This is a genomic window from Martinezella sp. CNPSo 3959 (assembly GCF_057784355.1).
On the sequence record NZ_JBXSOV010000003.1, the window covers coordinates 260,648 to 283,390 of the forward strand.

Genomic DNA, 22,743 nt, shown 5'->3' on the forward strand with positions numbered 1-22,743 from the left:
CGCTGGCGGCGCTCTCAATCCATCACCACTCTATCGGAGAGCATCTATGAACACCGCGCACCCTGTCGCCATCCCCAATCTGCGAGAAATCACTGGGCATGTTCGTCCCGTGGCATTGGCTAACGCAATCCACGCCCGCGTCCCCTCATCGTGGGGCGGCGCATTTTTTGTCACGTTAAACAATATTCGCGACTGCATTGAAGCCGGTGACCGATGGTTCGAGGAGGTCCCGGAAGGGTTTCGAATTTCGACTGATAGCGGCCTTTCCTGCATCGTCCGGTATCGCCTTGCGTTTTGTTCAGCCCTCCGCACGGACGCTGAGCTCATCACACTCGCCAAGGATGAGAACGAGGCCTTGGTAGCCGCAACATCGAAGGAAAACGACCACGGCTGAAATCGTGATGATTTGGCGGCGGATATTAAGGGACCAGCAGTGCGATCGCGCCGTAACCTGATCTTATCAAAGGGCGCCGATCATATTACCTCGCGCGAGGCAGTCGAAATTCAAATCAAATCGGGAGCCTCGGCCGATCTGTGGGAGCCTGTAGCGCTGTCAGCTTTGCCTCCAGGAAATCGCCCAGTTCGCGGACGGCCGGTTCCAGCTTTTTCGTCAAGGCGATGAGCGCGAGTTCCGAACAGGCTTCAGGCGGAAAGCCATCCGCGCAGGTCAATACGTGGTGCTCCGGCAGCACTGCATCGTGAGGTAGCAGGCTGATGCCGAGGCCAGAGGCGACGGCTGCCTGTACCCCCATGAGGCCTTGGCTGGAAAAAGCGATACGCCAGGCTTTGCCGCTGCGCTCCACCGCCCGTATCACCCTTTCTCGATAGATGCAGCCTGCTGGGAAGACCGCAAGCGGAACCGGATCGTTCCCGATAGCGAGCAATGGATCGCCGACCCAGACCAATCGTTCTTCCCATTTGGCGATGCAGGCGCCGTCCCCCGGCTCACGCTTGACGAGGGCGAGGTCGATTTCTCCTGCCTGCAGGAGTCGACGAAGCTCGAAGCTCCAACCGCTGATCGTATCGAGCCTTGCGCCTGGGCGAGCCTGCGCGAAGCCGGAAAGCAGATCGATCATGCGCTGACCTGCGAAGTCTTCGGGAACCCCAAGGCGAACAGTTTTCGGCAAGGGTATGGATCGGCCGAGCGCTTCGTTTGCTTCGGCAGAAACCGACAATATCCGCCGGGCATAGCTCATCAGAACCTCGCCCTCTTCGGTGGCGCGAACGCGCCCAGTTGCGCGGTCGCGGATAAGAAGAACATGGCCGAGGTTGGTCTCGAGCTTTTTGATCTGCTGGCTGATGGTCGATTGGGTGAGATGCACGCGGTCTGCTGCTCGCGTGAACCCGCTCGTTTCCACCACAGCGGCGAACGTTCGCAGAAGATCGAGATCAAATCCGAAGGTCATTTAATTTTCCAATGATGAATATCGCGACATCCAATTTCCAAATAATGCCGCTGTATGTCAATCCTGCCGGCAGTTCATCAGGAGAGCGACATGACACTTTCAGGACCGCGGCCGGAATGGCTGACTTTCGATTGCTACGGCACCCTCATCCAGTGGGACGAAGGCTTGCTGGCGGCGATGGATAGCATCCTTGCCGGAAAAGACCGTTCCATCGACCGCGATGCCTTTATTTCCGTGTACGATCGGCACGAACATCGCTTGGAGGAGGAGCGCCCGCACCGGTCGTTCAAGGAGGTGAGCGCGACGGCCCTTGAGCTGGCGATGGGCGAGTTTTCCCTTGATGCATCGCCTGACGATGCAGACATCCTGACATCGTCCATCAGCCGCATGCCGCCCTTTCCGGAGGTGGTTTCCACGCTGACGAGGCTGAAGGCGGCAGGTTTCAAGCTCGCCATCGTCTCGAACACCGACGACGAGATCATCGCCGGAAACGTCGTGCAACTCGGTGGTTCGGTCGATCGTGTCATTACGGCGGAGCAGGCCGGTGCTTACAAGCCGACAAGGCAGATATTCCAGTACGCCTGGAAAGAGTTGGGTATCGAAAAGGAACAGCTGGTCCACATCTGCGCCAGTCCGCATCTCGATCTCGCCGCGGCAAGGGAACTTGGGTTCAGAACGATCTGGGTTGATCGCGGAACCGGCCGGAAGCCGCTTGCCGACTACGTGCCGAATAAAACGGTCACCCGGCTTGACGAGGTTTGCCGCTTGCTTTCCGCTGCGGGCTGGATGGAATAGGCGATTGTTCTGACGGAGATAATATTCATGGCGCATGAACTTAAACGCGGCGAGGCCGCACCGGCCATCCTGCGAAACACCGATCTCGACGGGGAGGTGATTTGGCAGGCGCGCGTCGATCTTGCCGCCTGTTTGCGAGCTGCGGCACGATATGGCCTCGAAGAGGGCATCTGCAACCATTTTTCGGCACTTGTGCCTGGACATGCCGATCTCTTCCTGGTCAACCGGCTCGGCTGGGCTTTCGAGGAGGCGACGGCGTCCAGCCTGCTGATCTGTGATTTCGACGGCAATGTGCTGTCCGGCGACGGCGAGCCAGAGGCGACGGCCTTCTACATCCATGCCCGCCTGCATAAGATGGCGCCGCACATCGGTGCGGCATTCCATACCCATATGCCGAATGCGACTGCGCTCAGCATGGTTGAAGGGGAGCCGCTCATCTGGGCCGGGCAGACCGCGTTGAAATTTTATGGCCGCACGGTCGTCGACGAGGACTATAACGGTCTCGCGCTCGACGAAAGTGAGGGGGATCGTCTGGCGCGTGTGCTTGGCGACAAGGCTATTCTCTTCATGAAAAATCATGGCGTCATGGTCTGCGCGCCGAACATCGCGGAAGCCTGGGACGATCTCTATTATCTTGAGCGCGCGGCAGAAGTGCAGTTAAAGGCGATGAGCACGGGGCGGCGGCTTCTCCCGGTCGATCCCGACATCGCGGAAGCGACCGCCAGACAGATGCGGGAGGGTGATCCCGAGAGCGCACGGCTGCATCTGGAAAGCATCAAGCGCCGGCTCGACGTCCAGGCGCCCGACTATCGGCTGTGACTGCTCGGTGCGATAAAGATGGAGCGGCGGCGGTATGTAGCACGCCGCTGTTCATGGATTTTGTCTCATGTTCCGATTTGAGGTTCATTGTCGGGAGGGCTCAGCCCTGCGTCTGGATTTCTCGCCAGATCGCGTCGAGGAAGCTTTGCGTCTTCGCGGTCGCCTCAAGCCATTTCTCCCGTCCGGCGGCGTTGCCGTTGCGGATCAGATCGGCGAAATTCTCGATCATTAGGCCATGCTGCGATCGTTCGCTCGGCGTTTCGACGAAGGCGAAATCTTTCCTCGTGGCCATGCCGGAACGATGGACGAAACCCGTCGGAATGTCGGGATTGTCGAAGCCGAAGCCGCTGCGCCAGTCGAGAACGAAGTCGTCCTGCGTCAGGATGCCGGAGGTTCCGGCGACGGTCAGGTCCATCACTGCGGCGCCTGCGGTATAGCCGACATCGAAGATAGCGGTCTTGCCGGCGTCGAATTTCAGCACGCCGGTCGCGCGGATGACCGCATTCGACTGCAGATCGCGCTCGCCAAAGACCTTGATATCCTCGAGGGTGTCCGGTGCGAGATATTCGACGACGGCCCGCATCGAGTACCAGGCCATGTCGCCAACCGCGCCCATCGGCTCGTCGGTCAGGTCGAAGCGGATGTTCTCCCGGTCTGAGAAGGGGAAATAGAACATGGTGTGCAGCGAGCGCGCGGAGCCGATCAGTTCGCCAAGACGCTGACGCATCGCGGACGTGCGCGGATGATGGACAAAGTGGGTCGCGTCCATCAGCACGAGGCCCTTCTCGCGGGCGAGAGCCGACAGGCGCTTGAAAGAGTCCGCGGAATGCAGCGGTTTTTCGATGAGAACGTGCTTGCGGGCGGCCAGTGCGCGGCTTGCGACGTATTCCTTCGCTGAGGTGGGGGTCGCGACATAGACGGCATCGACATCGCCGCGTGCGATCAATTGATCGGCGCCCTCGATGGCGATGGTGCCCGGATAATGAGCGACGAAGTCCTCCGCCTTCGCAAGCGTCCGGCTCGAAACGGCGGCAAACCGTGCGTTGCCGGACAACTGGATTTCCGGGGCGAGGATGGTCGCGATGAAACCTGTGCCGATGATTCCGATGTTCATCTTAGTCATTGTTATGTCCCTTCTCAGGCGATCTGTTCGAGGGGATGGATCTCGATGTTAGCGATCGTTCCTGGCGGCAGTTGCGCATTGAAGACGCGGATGGCTTCGCCGGACATGTGCTGTTCCCATACCTGACGGGACGCCCATTCCTCGATGAAGACGTAAACACCCTTCTGGTTGAGGTTGCGATGGAGATGATAGGAGAGGCATCCCTCCTCAGCTCGTGTCGAGACGGACAGTTCCGCCGCATATGTCTCGAATGCGCCTTCCTTGCCGGGCGTTATCACGACGCGCGCCATGACTTTGATGCTGCTGGTCATTTTTTGTCCTGTCGAACCGGTTTCAGCTCGCGATATGGAGCGCCGGTCAAGCTGTGTGCTGAGGTGAATGACGCCGGGACGCCGCTCCGGATTGGGAGCGGTGCCGGCTGATCGTCCGGCTGGGTTATTTCAGCCGCTTGAGCAGTTCGGCGGCCACGGCCGGGGCGGAAGCGGGGTTCTGGCCGGTAATCAATTCGCGATCGGTCACGATGTGTGAGGTGAAAGGCGTCTGGTTGCTGATGAAGTCACCCCCGGCCGCTTCCAGGGCCGTCTGCGGGTAGAATTTCATTTCGCCGCCATTCAGCAGGCCCTTGGCGAGACCCTCTTCCTCATTGCTGATGACGGTCATTTTATAGCCTGCGTAAATCCAGCCGTCGGCTTTCGCCGAACCGCTTGTCTCAAGCTTCGTGGTGAAGCCCTCGGCGTCTGGAAGGGCCGAGAGCAGGGCGATCGGGCCGTGACAGGCGAGCGCGGTTGTCTTGCCCTTGATATGGAAGGCGGTCAGAAGCTTGCCCAGTTCCGGGCTGACCAGAAGATCCTGCATCGGGGCATGACCGCCCGGCACATAGATGGCATCAAAATGGTCGTAGCCGATCTGCTCGACGCGGGCGAGGCTGATGACCGGCGACTTCTCTGACGATGTCAGGTTGAGCTTTTCGAGCAGCGCACTGCTTTCTTCCATAGCGGCAACGTCGTCACCGAAATGCATCTTGTCCACCGAGGATTTGTCGAGGGTAGGGGCGCTTCCCTTCGGCGTGGCGAAGGTAATGTCGTGGCCGGCGTCCTGCAGCGCCTTTACCGGCTGCATCAGTTCGTTGAGATAAAAGCCGGTCTGGAAAACCTTGCCGTCCTTCAGGTCGAGGTGATCGGAATCCGAGAGGACGATCAGGACATTGGCTGCCTGTGCGCTGAATGCGCTTGTTCCAAGAGCAAGGGCGAGGGCGAAAGTGCGGATGGGTTTCATGTTCTTTCTCCAGACATAGGCACTCCCTGCCCCGCATGGGCGGGGAGCGCTGATGTGTTATTCGTGGTGTGGTGACGCCGCTCAGGCGGTCAGGAGGTCGCGTAAGGCTTCGCCCACGCCGGTCGCCGATTGTGGGTTCTGACCCGTGACCAGCCTTCCGTCGACAACAACCTTCGCCGTCCAGTCGGCGGCCGGATGATGATGTGCGCCGCGCGCGGTGAGCGTGCTAGCGAGCAAGAAGGGAACGGTCTTGTCCAGCTTGACAGCCCGTTCCTCGTCATCGGTGAAGGCAGCGACATTTTTGCCGGCGACAAGATTGGCACCATTGCTGAGCGTGACATTGACCAGCGCGGCCGGGCCGTGACAGACGGCGGCGACAACGCCGCCCGCTTCGTAAATGCCGCGGGTAATGTCGTTGACCGCCGGGCTTGTCGGGAAGTCCCACATCGCACCGTGCCCGCCGGCGAAAAAGATCGCCGCGTAATTTTTCGGGTCGACTTCGGCGAGGCGCGACGTGTTGCGAATAGCATTACGGAAGCCTTCGCTGTTCCAGTAGCGCGCATTGGTCGGGTCATTGAGATCGAGGCCATCGACCGGCGGTTCTCCCCCCTCAATTGAGGCGAATTCGACAGGGATACCAGCGGCATCGAGGACGGCAAGAGGATGGGTGACTTCGCCGAGGTAGAAGCCGGTGGGTTCACCCGTCTCGCCCTTGGTGCCGTGGCTGGTGAGGACGAAGAGAACCGGTTTGATAGGCTGAGTTGCGCTTGACATGAATTGCTCCTGACATCAGAGGGTGAGACTGGATCGCATTTGATGAGGCAAATGTATTGAAGCCTGCCGAGTGGATAAATGAGCCTTCGGGGAATTCATTTGTTCTCAAAGGGACGAAATCTCTTTGTTGACGCGATGATCGGGGATAAGACTTACCCAAGGGAAGCTGACTTATTCGCAAGGGGCCAAAATGGGGCGGCGATTTGATCATCTCGGCGACGTGGAGGCATTCATCATCGTTGCCGAAAAAGGTTCGATGACGGAGGCAGCCGTTGGGCTTGCGACGACAGCATCGGTCCTCAGCAGGGCGATCACCCGTCTGGAGGCCCGGCTTGGCGCGCAGCTGATGCGGCGATCCACACGGCGTCTGAGTTTGACGGATGAGGGCCGGGCCTATCTCGAACAGGCACGTGCGGCGTTTTCGATGATCGACGATGCGGAACGGGCAATTCAGGGGTCGACGGGAGCCTCATTGACGGGCCATGTCCGCATCAGCGTGCCGACGACCTATGGCCATTACCGGCTGCCTGCCATGCTGGAGCGTTTTATGCAGGCCTATCCTGAAGTCCAGATCGAATTGAGCATCACCAATCGCAATGTCGATCTGGTGGCGGAAGGTTACGATCTGGCGATCCGCCTCGGCCCCTTGCCCGATAGCGGACTGGTGGCGCGCAAACTGGAGGACGCGCCATTGCGTCTTGTCGCCGCCCCGCATTATCTCGAACGGGCGGGCATGCCCCTGCATGTCGAAGACCTGGCTAAACACCAGTGTCTGCCTTTCGTGATGCCGAGCACGGGGCGCTGCGCGCCGTGGCTGTTTCGTGTCGGGGGGCGTGATCTGGACTGGACGCCAACCGGCCGCATCCGTGTGTTTGACGATGTGCTGGGTGTCGTGTCCTTGGCCGAAAGCGGTCTCGGCATCTGCCAGACCTATGATTTCATCGTTCGCGACCGCGTCAAAGAGGGACGTCTTGTCGAGGTGCTGGACCATGCGCAGGGCCGCTCCCGGCCTTTTTCGCTGATCTTCGCCCCGCACCGGCGTCTGTCGGCCGCGACACGCACGCTCATCGACTTTCTCGTGGAGAGATAATCGCGAGCGGGCTGTGCGGCCGGTTTCAGAATTCGATGACTTGCCGAACGGCGCTGCCGTCGTGCAGGCGGTCGAACCCTTCATTGATGTCTTCGAGCTTCAGCCTCCCGCTCAGCAGGCGGTTCACCGGCAACCGGCCATCGCGATAGAGGGCGATGAAGCGCGGAATATCCCGTAGAGGCACGCAGGTGCCGATATAGCTGCCCTTGAGCGTTCGCTCCTCACCGACCAGCTGGACGACATTGACTGGCAGAGCCGCGCCTGACGGCGGCAGACCAGCGGTAACGGTGGTGCCGCCACGCCGGGTCATCCTGAAGGCGTTTTCGAGGGCGCGAATGGAACCGGCCATCTCGAAGGCATAATCGGCACCGCCGGAGGTGATCTCGCGAACCTGCTCCACGGCATCCTCATCGCGTCCGTTCACCACCGCGGTCGCGCCAAGTTCGCCGGCAAGCGCAAGCTTTTCCTCGGAAAGATCGACGGCGACGATCTTGCTGGCGCCCGCCGCCCGGGCTCCGAGAACCGCGGCAAGGCCAACACCGCCAAGCCCGATGATGACGGCGATCGAGCCGGCCCTGATCCTGGCGGTATTCACCACAGCGCCGACGCCCGTCAGAACCGCGCAGCCGAAAAGTGCTGCCTCGACAAAGGGCAGATCCCGTTCGATCTTGACCAGTGAATTGCGCGACACGACGGCATATTCGGCGAAGGCCGACACACCCAGGTGATGATGGACGGCCCTGCCATGATAGTTCAGGCGGGTGGCGCCACCCAGCAGCCTGCCTGCGGCATTGGCGGCGGCGCCCGGTTCGCACAAAGCGGGCCTGCCTTCCGCGCAGGGCATGCAATGGCCGCAACTCGGCATGAAGACCATGACCACATGATCGCCGCGCGCAAGATCGCGCACACCTTCGCCCAGCGCCTCGACGACACCCGCCGCTTCATGCCCGAGCGCCATTGGCATCGGACGGGGCCTGTCACCGTTGATGACGGAAAGATCGGAATGGCACAGGCCTGCGGCACGGATGCGGACGAGGACTTCGCCCGGGCCGGGCGGAGCAAGCTCGATTTCTTCGATCGCAAGCGGTTTGCTGGTGGCGTAAGGGCGAGACATATTCATCTCTCGCAATATCGCGGCTTTGACCTGCATTCTTTCTCCCTCCACGTAAAGTCGTTCATCGATGCCATCTTTCCACGTCATTGATGGCACGCGCAATTCCATCAACCGCTATGCCCGGTCCCTGCCGACATGTTCGGCGAGGAAGTCTATGAATGCGCGGATGCGGGTCGCAAGGTGCTCATGTCCGGCGAAGACGGCATGGATCTCTTCGATATCTTCGGGATTGTGGTCTTCCAGCACCGGCACGAGCGTCCCGGCATCGATATCGGGTTGGACATGGAACTGGCCCACGCGGCCGAGACCACTACCGGCAAGACAGAGCCGGCGCATGATCATGCCGCTGTTGACGGAGCTGTTGCCGGATACCGGCAGCCGATAGATTTCCGTCGATCCCGGATTGCGGAACGGCCATTCATTGAGGCTGCGACGGAAATTGAAACTGAAGCAATTATGGGCTGAAAGATCGGCCGGTGTCTTCGGCATGCCATGCTGTTCGAGGTAAGCCGGTGAGGCGATGATGACCCGCCGGCTGTCGAGAAGTTTCCTGGCTTTCAGGGACGAGTCATCCATGGCCCCGGAGCGGATGGCGATATCCGTCCGTTCCTCGATCAGGCCAATGATGCCGTCGGTCAGCGAGATATCGAGCTGGACTTCGGGATAGAGTTCCAGAAAGGCCGGTACGAGCGGGAGGAGATACCGTTCGCCGAAGCCAACGGACGCATTCACCCGCAACAGTCCCCTCGGCACCAGTTTTGCACCCGCCGCAACGATCTGCTCCGTCTCGGCGATATCGGCCAGAATTCTCCGGGCGCGTGCCAGATAGACCTCTCCCTCCGGCGTCAGCGTCATCATACGGGTGGAACGGACGAGCAGGCGGGTTCCGAGCCGGTCCTCGATGCGGGTGACAAGCTTACTGACGGCTGACGGCGAGAGCTTCAGGCGTCGTCCCGCTGCCGAAAAACTCTGCAATTCCGCAGCGCTTACAAACACTTCCATTTCGCCGGTGCGATTGTCCATGCGCCCTCCTGTGAATTCAATTCAAAGCTACTTATCCAATAGTGTCGATTATCACACAAGTCCTCTTCGACCATATTGCGTCACAGCAATTCCAACCGACAGCGACGCTGTCCAGCAACCCTCACCCGGGCGGTGAGTGGAGAGGAACCTGTCATGCCCTTAGCTATATTCGCCTTGACGATCGCTGCCTACGCGATCGGAACAACGGAATTTGTCATTGTCGGCCTGCTGCCGACTGTCGCGAACGACCTCCACATCACCTTGCCGCTTGCCGGCCTCATCGTCAGCGTCTACGCGCTCGGCGTCACCTTCGGTGCGCCGATCCTGACGGCACTTACCGGCAAGATTGAAAGAAAGCCGCTGCTGCTTGGTCTGATGGCCCTGTTCATCGTCGGTAACACCGTCGCGGCCCTGTCGCCAAGCTATGAGATTCTGCTCGTCGCCCGTGTCCTTGCCGCCTTCGCTCACGGCGTCTTCTTCTCGGTGGGCTCCACCATCGCCGCCGATCTCGTGCCGGAAAACCGCCGCGCCTCCGCCATCGCCATGATGTTCATGGGGTTGACCGTCGCCATCGTCACCGGCGTTCCGATCGGCACCTATATCGGCCAGGTCTTCGGCTGGCGCGCGACCTTCTGGGCCGTTGCCGCCCTCGGCGTCGTCGCCTTCGCCGGTATCGCCGCGCTGTTGCCAAACACGCTGAAGAAGGCACCTCCGGCAAGCATTCTCGATCAGGTCCGCGTGCTCGGCTCCGGCCGCCTGCTGATCGTCTTCGCCATGACCGCACTCGGCTACGGTGGCACCTTCGTAGCCTTCACTTTCCTGGCGCCGATCCTTCAGGATGTCACCGGCTTCTCCGAATCCAGCGTCAGCCTGATCCTTGTGCTCTACGGCATCGCCATTGCAGCCGGTAATATCGGCGGCGGCAAGATCGCCAACCACAACCCGGTCAAGGCACTGATCGGCCTCTTCTTGGCGCAAGCCATCGTGTTGCTCGTCTTTTCCTTCACGGCCGTCTCGCCGGTCTTGACCCTCATCACGCTGGTGGCGCTCGGCTTCCTGTCCTTTGCCAATGTCCCGGGCCTGCAGCTTTATGTCGTGCAGCTCGCCAAGGAACACCGTCCGGGTGCCGTCGATGTCGCCTCGGCACTGAACATCGCCGCCTTCAACCTCGGCATCGCCATCGGCGCATGGCTTGGCGGTCTGGTCGTTGAATCGCCGCTGGGCCTCGTATCGACCCCGTGGGTCGGCGCCATCCTCGTCGCCGTCGCCCTGCTGCTGACCATCTGGAGCGGCGCACTTGACCGCCGCGCGGCCCCGGTGCTGAAGGCCGCCTGATGCCTGAAGGCCTGGCGCATAGGCGCCAGGCCGACCCGATTTATTCCGGAGAATTCTGATGTCCCCTTCAAACACAGGCTGTTCTTCCGCGCTTGAGCTCATTCGCAAACCCGCGGGCGGCTTGACGCTCGGCATCGAACTGCCGCTCGACAATGACTGGTCGCCGGAGAGGGAAGAGCAGCGCGCCCGGGAAGGCTGTCCCTTCGGCGTTCCCGATCTCACCCGCTATCCCGATCTCATCCGCCAGGTCGACCGTTCCGGTTTTGCCGCCGTGTGGATGCGTGACGTGCCGGTTTTCGATCCAAATAATTTCGGCGATGCCGGTTCGGTCTACGATCCCTTCGTCAATCTCGGTTACCTCGCCGGCATCACCCAAAACGTGGCGCTGGGTACGGCCGCCGTCGTCCTGCCGCTGCGTCACCCGATGATGGTCGCCAAGGCCGCCGCCTCCGTCGACAGGCTGTCGGGAGGTCGCCTCATCCTCGGCGTCGCCTCCGGCGACCGGCCGGTGGAATATCCGCTGCTCGGTCTTGATTTCGAGGGTCGCGGCGAAGCGTTTCGTGGCGCCGTTTCCTATCTGCGCGATGCCTGGAAGACCGGCGGTCTGCCGATCGGCGACGGCCGGATCGAACCGAGCCTCGACCTGCTGCCAAAGCCGCAGCAACCCCAGATCCCGATGATTATCGCCGGGCAGGGCCAACAGTCACCGGACTGGATCGCCGCCAATATGGAAGGACGGTTCGTCTATCCGAACGGGCCGGAGCGGCTTGCCGCCCAAGCCCGCGATTGGACCGCTGCCCGTAAAGGTCTCGGCCTGCCGCGCGGCGCTTTTGTCAGCGCCTTCCATCTCGATCTCGCCAACGATCCGAACGAACAGCCGACACCGCGCCGTTTCGGCGCGCGGCTCGGGCGCAATGCCTTCATCGATCATCTCAATGCGCTGGAAGACGCCGGCGTCGATCATCTCGCACTGTTGCTGCGGCCGTCACGGCGGCCGCTCGATCAGGTGATCGACGAATTGTCGCGCGATGTCCTGCCTGTCCTCAACCGCCAACCCTCCCCGGCGAAGACCGCTGCGGAATAATCAAGGAGCAAATCCATGCACACTGTAACCGCAAACGGCGCCACCATTCCGGCCCTCGGCTTCGGCACGTTCCGCATGCCTGGTCCCGATGTTCTCAGGATCGTTCCGCATGCGCTGAAGGCCGGTTTCCGCCATGTGGATACCGCGCAGATTTACGGCAATGAAGCGGAAGTCGGCGAAGCCATCGCCAATTCCGGCGTCGCCCGTGGTGATATCTTCCTGACCACCAAGGTCTGGGTCGAGAACTACAGGCATGACGCCTTCATCAAATCCGTCGATGAGAGCCTGAAGAAGCTGAAGACCGATTATGTCGATCTGCTTCTGCTGCACTGGCCGAATGAAGCGGTTTCGCTTGCCGAGCAGATCGGCGCGCTGAACGAGGTGAAGGAAGCCGGCAAGGTTCGCCACATCGGCATTTCCAACTTCAACACGGAATTGATGGCTGAATCGGTCAAGCTCTCCAAGGCCTCGATCGTCACCAACCAGATCGAATACCATCCTTATCTCAACCAGGACGTCGTCATCGCCGCGGCGAAGAAGGCCGGCATGTCGATCACCGGCTATTACGGCATGGCCGACGGCAAGGTCTTCAACGACGCCGTCCTCAAGGAGATCGCCGCCAGCCACGGCAAGTCGGTCGCGCAGGTGGTTCTGCGATGGCTCGTTCAGAAGGAAGGCATCATCGCGCTGTCCAAGACGGTCGGCGAGGCCCGCGTAGTCGAGAACTTCGCGATTTTCGACTTCGCGCTCTCGGCGGATGAAATGGCCGCCATCGACGCACTGGCTGTTCCCGGCGGCCGCATCGTGTCGCCGGATGGCCTCGCGCCGGTCTGGGACAAGGCGGCCTGATATCCGGAAAGGAGGGCGGTCACGCCTCTCCCTTCATTTTCTCACCCCCCGATCGTCAATGGAAATATCCCAATGTCCACATTTCCCTTCGCAGGCCGAACCTTCGAGGTCGATTATGGCGATCTCGTCGCCACCAATGCCTATGCAGCCGACAAAGATAGTCTGACCTATGAAATCACCGGCGGCCCGCTCAAGGGCGCCACTGCGGAGGTCGCCTTCGAATGGCAGGAGCTCGGGTGCGGCGACTTCGTCATTTCTTGGCAGGAGGCCGATGGCTCGACCGTCGTGCATGTCGACAATTTCGGGAAGGGTTCGTCGCTGACCTTCTTCACCACCCTGAAATCGGACTTCTACCGGCTTTCCGGAACCCTGCGCCCGCTTACAGACAGGGCATGACGAGTCGGCGGGCGGTACGGTTAACTTGACGATGACGATGGCCGCGTTCCCCCTGCGGGCCGTCGACGGATCAAGCAGGATCTGAAGCACGGTCAGGAATTCTCGAAAGCCGGAGATCGAAAGGAGAACTGCTATGGGAATCGAGTGGGCCGCCGCCCTGATCGTCTTCGTCGTAACGGCCGTGACGTTGCTGGCACGACAAATGCGCATCGGGGATCCGATCCTGCTGGTGATAGCAGGCATCGAAAGCAGCAACATCATTTGCAAAAGAGGACAGGATGGATATTGGATTGAACGGGCGCACTGCGATCGTTCGTGCGTCAAGTGCCGGGTTCGGCCGGGCCTGCGCTTTGGCACTGGCGCGGGCGGACTGCATCGTCGTGATGCGGCAAGTCTTGAGCGGACGGCCGACGAAATCCGAAAGGAGACCGGCGCAACCGTGCACGCTGTCCTGGGGCGACATCAGCCGTGAGGAAACACAAGCGGCGCTGCTTGCGGGTGTCGTCAGCTATATGGTCACGCCGATCGAACTGGTGCAGAAGGTCATCGATGGCATGGTCGAGCGCCGGTTCGGTCGCATGGTCAACATAACCTCTGCTTCCGTGAGGATGCCGCTTTCGGGGCTCGACCTCTCCAATGGGGCGCGGGTCGGGCTGACCGGCTTTCTTGCCGGCGTTGCCCAATCAGTTGCCCATGCGAACGTTACCATCAACTTCCTGCTTCCCGCCGCCTGCGTCGGGCCAGCAGCTCAAGGAGCAATCATTGGGTTTGTCTGCCGACGCGGTTGCGGCTCAGTCGCGGGATGCCATTCCGGCCAGGCGGTTCGGCGAATCATCGGAGTTTGGGGCGACCTGTGCGTTTCTTTGCTCCACCCATGCCGGATACGTCACCGGGCAGAGCACTTTGATCGATGATGGTGCCTATCTCTGCATCTTGTAAGACCGCCTCCGGATTTTCTCGACCACTTCCATTTTGGGAATGCAAACATGACAAAGCTGCCTAACGACGGTCACGAAGCCGTCCGATACACGAAGACACCCACTGGTTATCTGATGGTGTTGCGACATGGCGACGATGCCTTTGCTCGACTGGAAAGTTTCATGGAGGCAGAACAGATACCGTCGGCGACACTGGTCGGCCTGGGTTTTGCCGGCCGAGTGACATTCGGGTTCTTCGATTTCTCCAGGAAGGCATATGATCCGGGTGTTTTCGAGAACGTGGAAATGGCCGGTATAACCGGCACGCTTGCATGGAAGGACGGCAAACCGTCCGTCCATGCGCACGGCGTCGCAGCGGGCGCGGATTTCTCAGCCGTCGGGGGCCATTTGCTGGCCCTTGAGGTTGGCACGGGCTCACTGGAGATCACGATCACCGTTCATGAGAAAACACTCGAACGTCGCGCTGACCCCGATATCGGCGCGAACGTGATGAACCTTTAGAGAATGCGCTTCGCGCGTGTCTGCTGCCAGTCTCCGGGCACCCTTTCGGGCCCATGCCTGACAGCAGCAAGCAGGACGGCGAATTATTTCGCAGAGATCTGCCTGATCGCCACGGCCCAGTCCTCGATGTGGTAGGAATGCGCAATCTTGCCATCTCGAACGGCCTGGATGTCGATGGACATGATCTTGAACTGATCTGACGTGCTCCCAATAAATTAGGCCATTCAGACTTGGAATTTTCCACACCATTTCCGGACGAACTTGATGATCACAACCTGGATGTCCAGAAGTTTATCGGGATATTCCTGCATCCGCATCGATGTTGTCAGGAGCTGCTTCCGTACCCTCGGACATCATTTTGCCGGAAATTTCTCTTGCCTGTAGCGCAAGGGCCTCAAGACAGGCTCTGATTTCATCTATGTCCAGAGCGGCAAGATCTTGGATCTCATCCATCGGAATGACCTCAATGTTTTCCGGAAGCTGTTGTCCACAAGAACTGCCGGTACGCTGCGCAGTGTACCGGCAGTCCTTGTGCGTGGTCAGAAACGAGCGGAGTACCGCAACTGATGCGGCACTCCGCAGATATCTTAAAAACTGTCACCAGGCGGCGGTGGGCGATTGCCGTCATCCACAGGCCTATAGTGGTGCCGAGACGGAGGAACGTCGTCGTCCCTGTAGCGCGGCTGATATCGCGCCCCTTGGATGTCGCGACAGGTCCCAACTGCGCTGGGCGTTGGCTTCAGTTTCCGATGAAGGGCTGATGCGCCATCGACCTTTTCCAGATTCCAGATATTTCGTTGGACGGTCTATTCGTTGTAATGGTGATGTCACGTTGCTGGTGGCTTAACGGTTGATGGCTGAGCGGTCGGGGATGAATTTATCGATCGTAAGCTACAAGAACCACCGCTTTCCACCGCAGATCATCGTCCATGCGGTCTGGCTTTAGTTTAGGTTCCCTTTGAGCCTGCGGCTGGTCGAGGAAATGCTTTTGGAGCGCGGCGGGGGCGCCAATACATCGCCGCGAGCTGCTTCACGACTTTTTTCAGCGCCCCATCTTCTAAGAAAAAGCCATTCTCGGATGATATTGCTGCAGATGAGTAGACCACGAGGCGGCCACTGAATGTCGGCTGAAAGGCCTATGCCATGTGCCTTTCGTACCCCTCTCTCGGCCCCGACCATTGCCGTTTCGGCAAGGAGAGAGCCGAAAATCGGCGCTTCTTAAGAACGCTTCACTTTGTCATAGTTTGCTAAAGGCGTCATTCAGAGCGCCGTGAGGTGAAGGTCATGGCTTACGTAATTACCGAACCCTGCATTGATATGAAAGATGGGGCCTGTACGGTCGCTTGTCCGGTCGACTGCATCTACGAGGGCGGTAGGATGTTCTACATTCAGCCGGAGGAATGCATCAATTGCGGACTCTGCCTTTCTGTTTGCCCGGTCGACGCCATCTTGTGGGACGAGGAAATGCCGGCGGAGCGGCTGTTCCTGCGCGAAGTCAATCGCGATTTCTTTGCCGATAGCGTCACCGGATGGGGCGCCCCCGGTGGTTGGGACAGGAGCCGCGTCACCAGCCTCGATCATCCTTTCGTGGCAGACTATCGCAGCCAGACCGAAAACAGGTTCTGATAGTAGGAGGAGCCTTCTCGTGACGCAGACCCGGATCGCCGGCGTGATCGCCGCCGTGCCCACACCTTTCGACAATCATGGCGACATCGATGGCGCCGCCTTCATCGAACATGGCCGCTGGTGCCTTAACAATGGCTGCGATTTCCTGAACGTGCTGGGCACGACAGGCGAGGCCAATTCCCTTTCTGCCACCCAGCGCAGCACCCTCATGACGACCGCGGCGCGGGAGTTGGATGGCAGCAGGCTGATGGTCGGAACCGGCACGCCGGATCTGGAAACGACGGTTGCGTTGACGCGCCGCGCATTCGATCTCGGCTTTGCGGCGGCGCTCGTGCTGCCGCCCTATTACTACAAGCCGGTCGAAGAAGACGGCTTGTTTGCCTGGTTTGCCGAGCTTGTGAGAATGACGGCGGAGACGCCGATCGCGATCTACCTCTATAACTTCCCGCAATTGACCGGCATCGAGTTTTCGCCCGCCTTGTCGGCGCGGCTTTCGCAGGCTTTTCCAAAGCGCATTCTTGGGGCGAAGGATAGTTCCGGAAATCTCGCCTATGCGCGCGAGCTTGCCAAGATCGCCGGCTTTGGCGTTTTCCCGAGCAGCGAGGCGGTACTTGCCGATGCCGGTCGTGATGGCTATGCCGGTTGCATCTCGGCGACCGTCAATATTGACCCTCGCTCGTCGCAGCGGCTGTGGTGCGACCAGGAGAATGCCAAGCTGCTGGAACAGGTGCGAGGTCTGCGGCAGACGATCGCCGCCCATCCCCTCATTCCGGCCGTCAAGCATCTCGTTGGCAAGCGCACCGGAAATGCTGTCTGGAGCAGGGTGCTGCCGCCGCAATTGCCGATCAGCGACGAGAAGAGGCTCGAAGGCCTCGATGCAATACGGATCGGTGCGCTGGTCGACGCATGATCTCCGCCTGGCCCGATATCACGAGATTCCGGGCCAGGTTGCATAATAGGCGCGAGTCGCTTCGGATAAAGCTCGGACAAGAGGACGCTGCTCTTCAAGCCTTGGCAGGTCAGCTCTTGCCTGTGCCCCAAGTTCGGACAGGGCTGCGTCGAAGTCGATGCCTGTCAATTCTCCCTGGCGCATCACCTCCCGGCCTGCGACGATGAGCCCCCTGGCGTACTTGGCGCTCATGCGCGTCAACAGGATTTCCGCTTCGTCGATATCGTCGAACAGGGCGTCGGCAATCAGGGCCTGATAGTCGACGATGGTGAAGTCTTCGGCTTGGTTGGCATTGATCACTTGGCCGCCCACGCGGATGGCGGCATCGAACACATTCTGCGCCGTCAATCGTCGTGTCAGGCCGCGACCGCCCTGCAGGAGATAGAGAAGCCGCATCTCGCGCCAGAGATCCTGATCGTCGTCCAATCCGGTACCATCAAGGCCGATCGCAAAGGGTGGGCCACCGATCTCTAGCGCGGAGGCGATCGGAGCGATGCCCGAGCGAAGGCGCAGATTGGCTGAGGGATTGCTAACAAGCTGCACCCCGCGCTCGGCAAGCAGTTCAAGCTCGTCTGGACGCAATTGGACGCCATGGGCAATGGCGAGCCGCGGCGACAGGAAGCCTATGCTGTCGAGATAGGTGACGACGCCCTCGGGAAAGCGGCGGTCGAGCCAGACGCGTTGGCGCGGACTTTCGAGCAGATGCATGTGGATGCGTCGATTATGATGCGCGGAAGCCTCGGCAATCGCCTCCAGAAGCGCGTTCGAGCACCATTGTGGTCCGATAGGCCCATACTGCACATCGACCAGTGGGCTGGTGTTGGCCGCAGCAACCGCCTCGACGGCCGCAAGCAGAGCGGAGGTCGGAGCGTAGCTTGGAATCGTTGATTCCAACGTCTGCCAATCACCCGCGGATAGAAACGGCTTCAGGCGTTGCGGCCCGCCATCATAGGCCCAGGCATCATGGTCGAGCAGCGGACAGGACAGTGCAAGTCGAATGCCGATATCTCCTGCGGCCCGCATGACCGCGCTTGCCTCATCGACCAGACGATCGACATTGAGCGAGTTATGGCAGTGCATCGTCGCCCCGACGCCGGTTTTGGCCAGCCGGCCGCAGGCGATAAGCGCCTCGAGATAGGGATCCGTTCGCGGCCGCAGCCTCAAGCCCGGTATCCACATCTCAAGCGCGTCGTCGACCGCGCCAAAATCAAGGGTACGGATGCCGTAGCCATGATCGTGGGCATTGACAGGTGTCGGCATGATCAGATCGCCAGCCAGTACCGCCGTTGCACCAAATTGCGATGGCAGGTCTGTCAATCTATCGAAGTGTATGGCCGGGCCATGACCAGGGCATTTTAGCAGGCGGATCTTTTTCATGCTTTTCTCATCTGCTGACGATGGCTCTCAAATCCTCGCCGAACCTGCGCAGCTCGGTATTAAGCAACTCGATGACTGCCTGGCTGGCATGGGTTAGATGCCGATCGCGCGGCACGAAAATAGCGATATCGACAGTGCTGAGTTTGAAGTCCCGAATCGGAATGGCAACGATTTCGCCCGTCTGGATTTCCGGCCAGAGTCCAACCGGGGTAAAAAAACCAATCCCATCACCCGACATGATGAGTGGTTTGAGGAGGATTGGATTGTTGGATGCGACCAAGGTTCGCCCCACGCGATTGAGTCCTGCAAGTTCGACTGCTATCGCCGAACTGACGACTTCGCTGTCGAGCGCCAGAAGCAGCTTATATTGAGCGCATTCTGGCAACGTCACCGATTTAGCCCGCGCCAGTGGATGCGATGAAGCGACCATGGCCATGAAGGCTGTGCGGATGGAGCCCACAAGCTTCAGATCATGTGGGGTCGCAAGGTCAAAGCTGATGCCGATATCAATGTCGCCAGCCGCCATGAAATGAAAAATATTGTTATAGGCTCCCGCTCGGACGCGAAAGTCGACCGCAGGATGCAGCCTATGAAACCTCTTGATGAAATCAGGAAGAAACGTAACGAGCAGGCTGTCGAGGGCGGCGATATGGACACGGCCCGTATTCTTTCCCTGAAGGTCACCGAGATTGGACTTCATTACTTCGAAGTCCTGCAGCGTCTCCTTGGCATGGCGCAGCACGATTTCGCCGGCAGATGTCAGCCGCAAACCGTCGGAAAAGCGCTCGAACAATGGTGTCCCAAGCTCGTCTTCCAGCTTCTTGATCTGGCGGCTGACGGCGGAGGTTGCCACATGCAGCTCTTCGGATGCCTTGCGGATGGATCCCGAGCGTGCGACCTCGGTGAAATATTTCAGGATGCTGGCATGCATGAAAAGCCCTCGGCGATCTCGAAGCTATAGCATGCCTATCTGCCGCGCCAAACGGGCGCACGCTTCTCGCGGAAGGCCGTAACCCCCTCTATGGCATCCTCGCTTCTCAACGCCTTGATGAGGGCCGGCGTCCGTAGCGCCTGCGCCTCGGCCGGGCTCAAATGCGCGGTGCGATTGACCGTCTGCTTGATCGCCCGCAGCGACAGCGGCGCGCAGGCGACGATGTCGGCGACCCAGCGATCGACAGCCGCATCGAGTTCGCCAGCCGACACGACTTCGTTGACGACACCAAAGCTTGCCATCTCGTGGGAGCTGAACTGCCGCCCCGTCAGCATCACGGCCATGGCGCGGTTGAACGGGATCTTGCGTTGCAGGAGCACCATGCCGCCATCGAGCGGCATGCGGCCGACGCGCGCTTCCGGCAGGCCGAAGCGTGCCGTTTCCACCGCAATGACGATATCGCAGCCGAGCACCATTTCGAAACCGCCGCCCAGCGCATAGCCGTTGACGCGGGCGATGACGGGCACGTCGAGCGAGCGGCGGAAGGCGAGGCCGCCAAAGCCGCTTTCCCGCCCGACGGTCCAATAATCGACGCCGGAACTGCCGCTTCCGCCCTTCAGATCCGCGCCTGTGCAAAAAGCCTTTTCGCCGGAGCCGGTCAGGACGACGCAGCTGATATCGTCACGCTTCTCGATCTCCGTCCAGATCGTTTCAAGTTCCGCTTCTGTTTGGGCATCGACGGCGTTCATCCGGTCGGGCCGGTCCAGCGTGACGCGGGCGACGCGATCTCCTACGGTGAAGGAGACGCTCATGCTGCGTCTCCCTGCACCTCGGAAAGTGAAGCCAGAATTTCGTCATTGTGCTGGCCGAGCTGCGGCGGAGAAATTCGAACGGTGACCTGTGCGGCCGACATGTCGATCGGCGAACCGATCAGGCGAATCGGACCGGCCGCGGTTTCGCCGGCCTCGAGGATCATCTTGTTGATGATCGTCTGCTCGTCCTTCAGCGCCTCGGGGAGCGAACGCACCGGCGCGCAGAGGATGTCGACGCCTTCCAGCCGTGCGATCCAGTGCGCCGTGCTGTTCTTGGCGAAGTTGTCGCGGAAGATCGCCTGCAATTCCGGTCGCCGTGCCATTTGCGCATCGAAATCCTTGTAGTGCGGATATTGCGAGAGGTCCTCGATCTCAAGCGCCTCGCAGATATCGCGCAAGGGGTTCTGCTTGAAAGCGCCGACCATGACGATTGCACTGTCCGTCGTTTCGAAGACGCCCGTCAGCGGGAAAGCACCCCAGTTCAGGTCCTTCTGCCGCATTAGATGCGTCGTACCCTCCTGCATCTGCATAGCGATCATGGAGTTGTAGAGGCTGACGGCCACCTGCTGTCCCACACCCGTCTTGTCGCGCTGCAGAAGGGCAAGCAGGATGCCCTGAACGAGGTGCATGCCGGCCGAATAATCGGCAAGCGGCGTGGCATAGATCGAGGTCGGGTGGCTGTTGTCGGACTTGCGGCGCATGACGCCGGAGACGGCTTGCGCCAGCACGTCCTGGCCGCCCTTGTGCTGGTAGGGGCCGGTCAGCCCGAAGCCGGTGCCGACGGCGTAGATCAGCCGCGGATTGATCTTCGTCAGGTCATCATAACCGAAGCCCATGCGTTCCATCACGCCTGGCCGGAAGTTGTTGACGACGACGTCAGCCGTTTCGAGCAGTGCCTGGACGGTCTTGCGGGCACCGGCATCCTTCAGATCCAGCGCCAGACTCTTCTTGTTGCGGTTGAGCGAGCAGAAGACCGGGTTGTTGAGCCCGTCAGGATCGGAGCCCAGCGACCAACGGGAGAGATCGCCGATCTTCACCTTTTCGATCTTGATGACTTCGGCGCCGTAATCGGCCAGGACCTGCGTGCAGGAAGGGCCGAGCATGACCTGCGTGAAGTCGATCACGCGGATTCCGTCGAGTGGCAAAGTCGTCATTCTGCAGCCTCCAAATAGGTCGCGTTCTCCGAGGGGATGTCGCCGGGATCGGCGCCCTGGGCCCGCATCTGTTTCTGAATTGCCCTGATATCGGCCCTGCGAACGGTCGTGCCGGCATTGAGGGCAACCGTTGCTGCGACACCCGCTGCTTCGCCCATCGCCATGCAGGGCGGGATCTCGCGGCTGGATTTCTGCGCCTGCGGCGTTGCCGAATAATGCCGGCCGGCAACGATCAGCTGGTCGATCTCCTTCGGCAGCATTGCGCGGTAGGGCGTATAGTAATCGCGGCCGCGGCAGACCGTGTCGGCAAAATGCCGCCGGGTCATGACGTCATCCTTCGTCACTACATAATCTCCCTGCAACAGCCGCGTCTGGCGCACACCGGTTTGCGGTGCGAAGTCGACGACATAGGCATTCTCGAAGCCCGGCATTTTTTCCCGCGCGAAATCGAGCAGCTTTGCGATCCTTGAGCGGCCTTCCATCTCCGCCTTGGTCAGATCATCGACCTTCAGACCACTCAGCGTTGGCATATGCGGGCAGTTCAGCCAGACGACGCCGGGAAGCGGTGTCTTCAGCCACCAGAAGGACCAGCAGCCACCGATCAGCCGCTTGGCTTCATGATCGAGCGCCTTGAAGGCTTGCGGCTCCTGCTGTTCGAAACGCTCCGCCGCTTCCGTATCGACGCCGCCCCAGCGCGAGACCGTCGTCAGGATGAAGTTAGATTCGACATGGGAAGCTCCCGCGCTTGCGGCGACATCGAGATCGCCCGTCGTATCGATGATGACATCGCCGAGGATCGCCTGCATGCCTTCCTTGGTCTGGCAGATCACGCCTTTGATTGCGCCATCCTCGACGATCGCCGAGGAGAACCAGCTATGGGTCCTGAGCTTGATCCTCGCTTCGGCAATCATGTCATAGGCGGCGCGCTTGAAGGCGTCGGGATCGAAGGCGGCCGAAAAGCAGATCGGATGCGGCATCGACTGGGTGTGGAAGTCGAAGAGGCCCCAGCGCGCCCAGCGCTGCCAGGCCTCCGGCGTATCGCGGAATTCGATCAGGCGATCGCGATCGGTCGGGGTAACACACAGTCCCCAGCGCTTCATGCGCCCGATCATCTCCATGCAGATGCCGCGCACGGTGATTTCGAGCTCGTTGATCATGTCGTCGAGCACGAGCACCATGCCGCCGGCAGCAAGTCCGCCGACATAGGGATAGCGTTCGAGAAGCGTGACGTTGGCGCCGTTGCGTGCGGCCGAGACAGCTGCGGCAATGCCTGCCGGGCCGCCGCCGACCACGACCACATCGGAGCGATCGACGACACGGATATCCCGTGCAGGCTGGTGAATAACCTGTTCCATTGGTGTTCCCTCGATGT

General features: G+C 60.4%; 25 protein-coding genes and 2 pseudogenes. 14 read left to right on the forward strand and 13 right to left on the reverse strand.

Annotated elements, in window-relative coordinates; all coding sequences use genetic code 11:
* Positions 1-46 precede the first annotated feature (46 nt).
* Complete coding sequence (locus AC13RE_RS11895) at positions 47-394, forward strand: hypothetical protein (protein ID WP_488563069.1); 348 nt, start codon at positions 47-49, stop codon at positions 392-394.
* A 115-nt stretch (positions 395-509) separates the two neighbouring features.
* On the opposite strand, the gene AC13RE_RS11900 is transcribed toward AC13RE_RS11895, so the two are convergent.
* A complete protein-coding gene (locus tag AC13RE_RS11900; RefSeq protein ID WP_488563070.1) occupies positions 510-1,406 on the reverse strand; it encodes a LysR family transcriptional regulator in 897 nt (298 codons plus the stop codon).
* Positions 1,407-1,496: 90 nt separating this feature from the next.
* Between AC13RE_RS11900 and AC13RE_RS11905 the strand changes: the two genes are divergently transcribed.
* A complete protein-coding gene (locus AC13RE_RS11905; protein ID WP_488563071.1) occupies positions 1,497-2,201 on the forward strand; it encodes a haloacid dehalogenase type II in 705 nt (234 codons plus the stop codon).
* A gap of 27 nt (positions 2,202-2,228) precedes the next feature.
* Complete coding sequence (locus AC13RE_RS11910) at positions 2,229-3,020, forward strand: aldolase (protein ID WP_488563072.1); 792 nt, start codon at positions 2,229-2,231, stop codon at positions 3,018-3,020.
* A 100-nt stretch (positions 3,021-3,120) separates the two neighbouring features.
* On the opposite strand, the gene AC13RE_RS11915 is transcribed toward AC13RE_RS11910, so the two are convergent.
* The 4 genes from AC13RE_RS11915 to AC13RE_RS11930 all read right to left on the reverse strand — a co-directional run bounded on the left by AC13RE_RS11915 (position 3,121) and on the right by AC13RE_RS11930 (position 6,192).
* Complete coding sequence (locus AC13RE_RS11915) at positions 3,121-4,143, reverse strand: Gfo/Idh/MocA family protein (protein WP_488563073.1); 1,023 nt, start codon at positions 4,141-4,143, stop codon at positions 3,121-3,123.
* Between the two features lie 14 nt (positions 4,144-4,157).
* On the reverse strand, positions 4,158-4,454 hold the full coding sequence (locus AC13RE_RS11920; RefSeq protein WP_488563074.1) for a putative quinol monooxygenase: 297 nt from the start codon (positions 4,452-4,454) through the stop codon (positions 4,158-4,160).
* Between the two features lie 124 nt (positions 4,455-4,578).
* Positions 4,579-5,418: a type 1 glutamine amidotransferase domain-containing protein gene (locus AC13RE_RS11925; protein WP_488563075.1), complete on the reverse strand. Its 840-nt coding sequence runs from the start codon at positions 5,416-5,418 to the stop codon at positions 4,579-4,581.
* A gap of 81 nt (positions 5,419-5,499) precedes the next feature.
* On the reverse strand, positions 5,500-6,192 hold the full coding sequence (locus tag AC13RE_RS11930) for a type 1 glutamine amidotransferase domain-containing protein (protein WP_488563076.1): 693 nt from the start codon (positions 6,190-6,192) through the stop codon (positions 5,500-5,502).
* A 190-nt stretch (positions 6,193-6,382) separates the two neighbouring features.
* Here AC13RE_RS11930 and AC13RE_RS11935 point away from each other — a divergent pair, with 190 nt between their 5' ends.
* Entirely contained in the window at positions 6,383-7,282 is a 900-nt protein-coding gene (locus AC13RE_RS11935; protein WP_488563077.1) for a LysR substrate-binding domain-containing protein, read from the forward strand.
* Between the two features lie 25 nt (positions 7,283-7,307).
* Here AC13RE_RS11935 and AC13RE_RS11940 read toward each other — a convergent pair whose 3' ends face one another.
* A complete protein-coding gene (locus AC13RE_RS11940; RefSeq protein ID WP_488563078.1) occupies positions 7,308-8,432 on the reverse strand; it encodes a zinc-dependent alcohol dehydrogenase family protein in 1,125 nt (374 codons plus the stop codon).
* 78 nt (positions 8,433-8,510) lie between these two features.
* Positions 8,511-9,419: a LysR family transcriptional regulator gene (locus AC13RE_RS11945; RefSeq protein WP_488563079.1), complete on the reverse strand. Its 909-nt coding sequence runs from the start codon at positions 9,417-9,419 to the stop codon at positions 8,511-8,513.
* 153 nt (positions 9,420-9,572) lie between these two features.
* Between AC13RE_RS11945 and AC13RE_RS11950 the strand changes: the two genes are divergently transcribed.
* The 7 genes and pseudogenes from AC13RE_RS11950 to AC13RE_RS11980 all read left to right on the forward strand — a co-directional run bounded on the left by AC13RE_RS11950 (position 9,573) and on the right by AC13RE_RS11980 (position 14,522).
* Positions 9,573-10,754, forward strand: coding sequence for an MFS transporter (locus AC13RE_RS11950; RefSeq protein WP_488484627.1), 1,182 nt, complete (start codon positions 9,573-9,575; stop codon positions 10,752-10,754).
* Positions 10,755-10,812: 58 nt separating this feature from the next.
* Positions 10,813-11,838 carry an LLM class oxidoreductase gene (locus tag AC13RE_RS11955; RefSeq protein WP_488563080.1) on the forward strand — a complete coding sequence of 342 codons (1,026 nt, stop codon included), beginning with the start codon at positions 10,813-10,815 and terminating at the stop codon, positions 11,836-11,838.
* 15 nt (positions 11,839-11,853) lie between these two features.
* Positions 11,854-12,687, forward strand: a complete 834-nt coding sequence (locus AC13RE_RS11960) for an aldo/keto reductase (RefSeq protein WP_488563081.1) — start codon at positions 11,854-11,856, stop codon at positions 12,685-12,687.
* Between the two features lie 72 nt (positions 12,688-12,759).
* The gene (locus tag AC13RE_RS11965) at positions 12,760-13,083 is read left to right on the forward strand and encodes a MoaF-related domain-containing protein (RefSeq protein WP_488563082.1); all 324 of its coding nucleotides are present in this window, start codon (positions 12,760-12,762) and stop codon (positions 13,081-13,083) included.
* Positions 13,084-13,661: 578 nt separating this feature from the next.
* Positions 13,662-13,757, forward strand: a pseudogene (locus AC13RE_RS11970) (SDR family oxidoreductase); the annotation flags it as partial.
* Positions 13,758-13,776: 19 nt separating this feature from the next.
* Positions 13,777-14,022, forward strand: a complete 246-nt coding sequence (locus AC13RE_RS11975; RefSeq protein ID WP_488563151.1) for an SDR family oxidoreductase — start codon at positions 13,777-13,779, stop codon at positions 14,020-14,022.
* Between the two features lie 47 nt (positions 14,023-14,069).
* On the forward strand, positions 14,070-14,522 hold the full coding sequence (locus AC13RE_RS11980) for a PPC domain-containing DNA-binding protein (protein WP_488563083.1): 453 nt from the start codon (positions 14,070-14,072) through the stop codon (positions 14,520-14,522).
* Between the two features lie 291 nt (positions 14,523-14,813).
* Here the strand turns inward: AC13RE_RS11980 and AC13RE_RS11985 are convergent, their stop codons facing one another.
* Positions 14,814-14,975: a hypothetical protein gene (locus AC13RE_RS11985; protein WP_488563084.1), complete on the reverse strand. Its 162-nt coding sequence runs from the start codon at positions 14,973-14,975 to the stop codon at positions 14,814-14,816.
* A gap of 418 nt (positions 14,976-15,393) precedes the next feature.
* On the opposite strand from AC13RE_RS11985, the pseudogene AC13RE_RS11990 reads away from it, so the two are divergent.
* The 3 genes and pseudogenes from AC13RE_RS11990 to AC13RE_RS12000 form a co-directional block, all read left to right on the forward strand.
* Positions 15,394-15,465, forward strand: a pseudogene (locus AC13RE_RS11990) (IS6 family transposase); the annotation flags it as partial.
* 341 nt (positions 15,466-15,806) lie between these two features.
* On the forward strand, positions 15,807-16,148 hold the full coding sequence (gene fdxA, locus AC13RE_RS11995) for a ferredoxin (RefSeq protein WP_488563085.1): 342 nt from the start codon (positions 15,807-15,809) through the stop codon (positions 16,146-16,148).
* Between the two features lie 19 nt (positions 16,149-16,167).
* On the forward strand, positions 16,168-17,058 hold the full coding sequence (locus tag AC13RE_RS12000) for a dihydrodipicolinate synthase family protein (RefSeq protein WP_488563086.1): 891 nt from the start codon (positions 16,168-16,170) through the stop codon (positions 17,056-17,058).
* An 18-nt stretch (positions 17,059-17,076) separates the two neighbouring features.
* Here AC13RE_RS12000 and AC13RE_RS12005 read toward each other — a convergent pair whose 3' ends face one another.
* Genes AC13RE_RS12005 through AC13RE_RS12025 form a run of 5 tightly spaced genes read right to left on the reverse strand, consistent with a single transcriptional unit; the run spans position 17,077 to position 22,726 of the window.
* Positions 17,077-18,474, reverse strand: a complete 1,398-nt coding sequence (locus AC13RE_RS12005) for an amidohydrolase family protein (protein WP_488563087.1) — start codon at positions 18,472-18,474, stop codon at positions 17,077-17,079.
* A 7-nt stretch (positions 18,475-18,481) separates the two neighbouring features.
* The gene (locus AC13RE_RS12010) at positions 18,482-19,405 is read right to left on the reverse strand and encodes a LysR family transcriptional regulator (RefSeq protein ID WP_488484632.1); all 924 of its coding nucleotides are present in this window, start codon (positions 19,403-19,405) and stop codon (positions 18,482-18,484) included.
* A 35-nt stretch (positions 19,406-19,440) separates the two neighbouring features.
* Positions 19,441-20,217, reverse strand: coding sequence for an enoyl-CoA hydratase-related protein (locus tag AC13RE_RS12015; protein ID WP_488563088.1), 777 nt, complete (start codon positions 20,215-20,217; stop codon positions 19,441-19,443).
* The gene (locus AC13RE_RS12020; RefSeq protein WP_488563089.1) at positions 20,214-21,371 is read right to left on the reverse strand and encodes a CaiB/BaiF CoA transferase family protein; all 1,158 of its coding nucleotides are present in this window, start codon (positions 21,369-21,371) and stop codon (positions 20,214-20,216) included. Before AC13RE_RS12020 ends, AC13RE_RS12015 begins: the two co-directional genes overlap by 4 nt.
* The gene (locus AC13RE_RS12025) at positions 21,368-22,726 is read right to left on the reverse strand and encodes an FAD-dependent oxidoreductase (RefSeq protein ID WP_488563090.1); all 1,359 of its coding nucleotides are present in this window, start codon (positions 22,724-22,726) and stop codon (positions 21,368-21,370) included. Before AC13RE_RS12025 ends, AC13RE_RS12020 begins: the two co-directional genes overlap by 4 nt.
* Positions 22,727-22,743 lie beyond the last annotated feature (17 nt).

Bases quoted from the DNA above. Each gene is read 5' to 3' on its own strand.
- AC13RE_RS11895 (WP_488563069.1), top strand. From the start codon at position 47: ATGAACACCGCGCACCCTGTCGCCATCCCCAATCTGCGAGAAATCACT.
- AC13RE_RS11900 (WP_488563070.1), bottom strand. From the start codon at position 1,406: ATGACCTTCGGATTTGATCTCGATCTTCTGCGAACGTTCGCCGCTGTG.
- AC13RE_RS11905 (WP_488563071.1), top strand. From the start codon at position 1,497: ATGACACTTTCAGGACCGCGGCCGGAATGGCTGACTTTCGATTGCTAC.
- AC13RE_RS11910 (WP_488563072.1), top strand. From the start codon at position 2,229: ATGGCGCATGAACTTAAACGCGGCGAGGCCGCACCGGCCATCCTGCGA.
- AC13RE_RS11915 (WP_488563073.1), bottom strand. From the start codon at position 4,143: ATGACTAAGATGAACATCGGAATCATCGGCACAGGTTTCATCGCGACC.
- AC13RE_RS11920 (WP_488563074.1), bottom strand. From the start codon at position 4,454: ATGACCAGCAGCATCAAAGTCATGGCGCGCGTCGTGATAACGCCCGGC.
- AC13RE_RS11925 (WP_488563075.1), bottom strand. From the start codon at position 5,418: ATGAAACCCATCCGCACTTTCGCCCTCGCCCTTGCTCTTGGAACAAGC.
- AC13RE_RS11930 (WP_488563076.1), bottom strand. From the start codon at position 6,192: ATGTCAAGCGCAACTCAGCCTATCAAACCGGTTCTCTTCGTCCTCACC.
- AC13RE_RS11935 (WP_488563077.1), top strand. From the start codon at position 6,383: ATGGGGCGGCGATTTGATCATCTCGGCGACGTGGAGGCATTCATCATC.
- AC13RE_RS11940 (WP_488563078.1), bottom strand. From the start codon at position 8,432: ATGCAGGTCAAAGCCGCGATATTGCGAGAGATGAATATGTCTCGCCCT.
- AC13RE_RS11945 (WP_488563079.1), bottom strand. From the start codon at position 9,419: ATGGACAATCGCACCGGCGAAATGGAAGTGTTTGTAAGCGCTGCGGAA.
- AC13RE_RS11950 (WP_488484627.1), top strand. From the start codon at position 9,573: ATGCCCTTAGCTATATTCGCCTTGACGATCGCTGCCTACGCGATCGGA.
- AC13RE_RS11955 (WP_488563080.1), top strand. From the start codon at position 10,813: ATGTCCCCTTCAAACACAGGCTGTTCTTCCGCGCTTGAGCTCATTCGC.
- AC13RE_RS11960 (WP_488563081.1), top strand. From the start codon at position 11,854: ATGCACACTGTAACCGCAAACGGCGCCACCATTCCGGCCCTCGGCTTC.
- AC13RE_RS11965 (WP_488563082.1), top strand. From the start codon at position 12,760: ATGTCCACATTTCCCTTCGCAGGCCGAACCTTCGAGGTCGATTATGGC.
- AC13RE_RS11975 (WP_488563151.1), top strand. From the start codon at position 13,777: ATGCGAACGTTACCATCAACTTCCTGCTTCCCGCCGCCTGCGTCGGGC.
- AC13RE_RS11980 (WP_488563083.1), top strand. From the start codon at position 14,070: ATGACAAAGCTGCCTAACGACGGTCACGAAGCCGTCCGATACACGAAG.
- AC13RE_RS11985 (WP_488563084.1), bottom strand. From the start codon at position 14,975: ATGGATGAGATCCAAGATCTTGCCGCTCTGGACATAGATGAAATCAGA.
- fdxA (WP_488563085.1), top strand. From the start codon at position 15,807: ATGGCTTACGTAATTACCGAACCCTGCATTGATATGAAAGATGGGGCC.
- AC13RE_RS12005 (WP_488563087.1), bottom strand. From the start codon at position 18,474: ATGAAAAAGATCCGCCTGCTAAAATGCCCTGGTCATGGCCCGGCCATA.
- AC13RE_RS12010 (WP_488484632.1), bottom strand. From the start codon at position 19,405: ATGCATGCCAGCATCCTGAAATATTTCACCGAGGTCGCACGCTCGGGA.
- AC13RE_RS12015 (WP_488563088.1), bottom strand. From the start codon at position 20,217: ATGAGCGTCTCCTTCACCGTAGGAGATCGCGTCGCCCGCGTCACGCTG.
- AC13RE_RS12020 (WP_488563089.1), bottom strand. From the start codon at position 21,371: ATGACGACTTTGCCACTCGACGGAATCCGCGTGATCGACTTCACGCAG.
- AC13RE_RS12025 (WP_488563090.1), bottom strand. From the start codon at position 22,726: ATGGAACAGGTTATTCACCAGCCTGCACGGGATATCCGTGTCGTCGAT.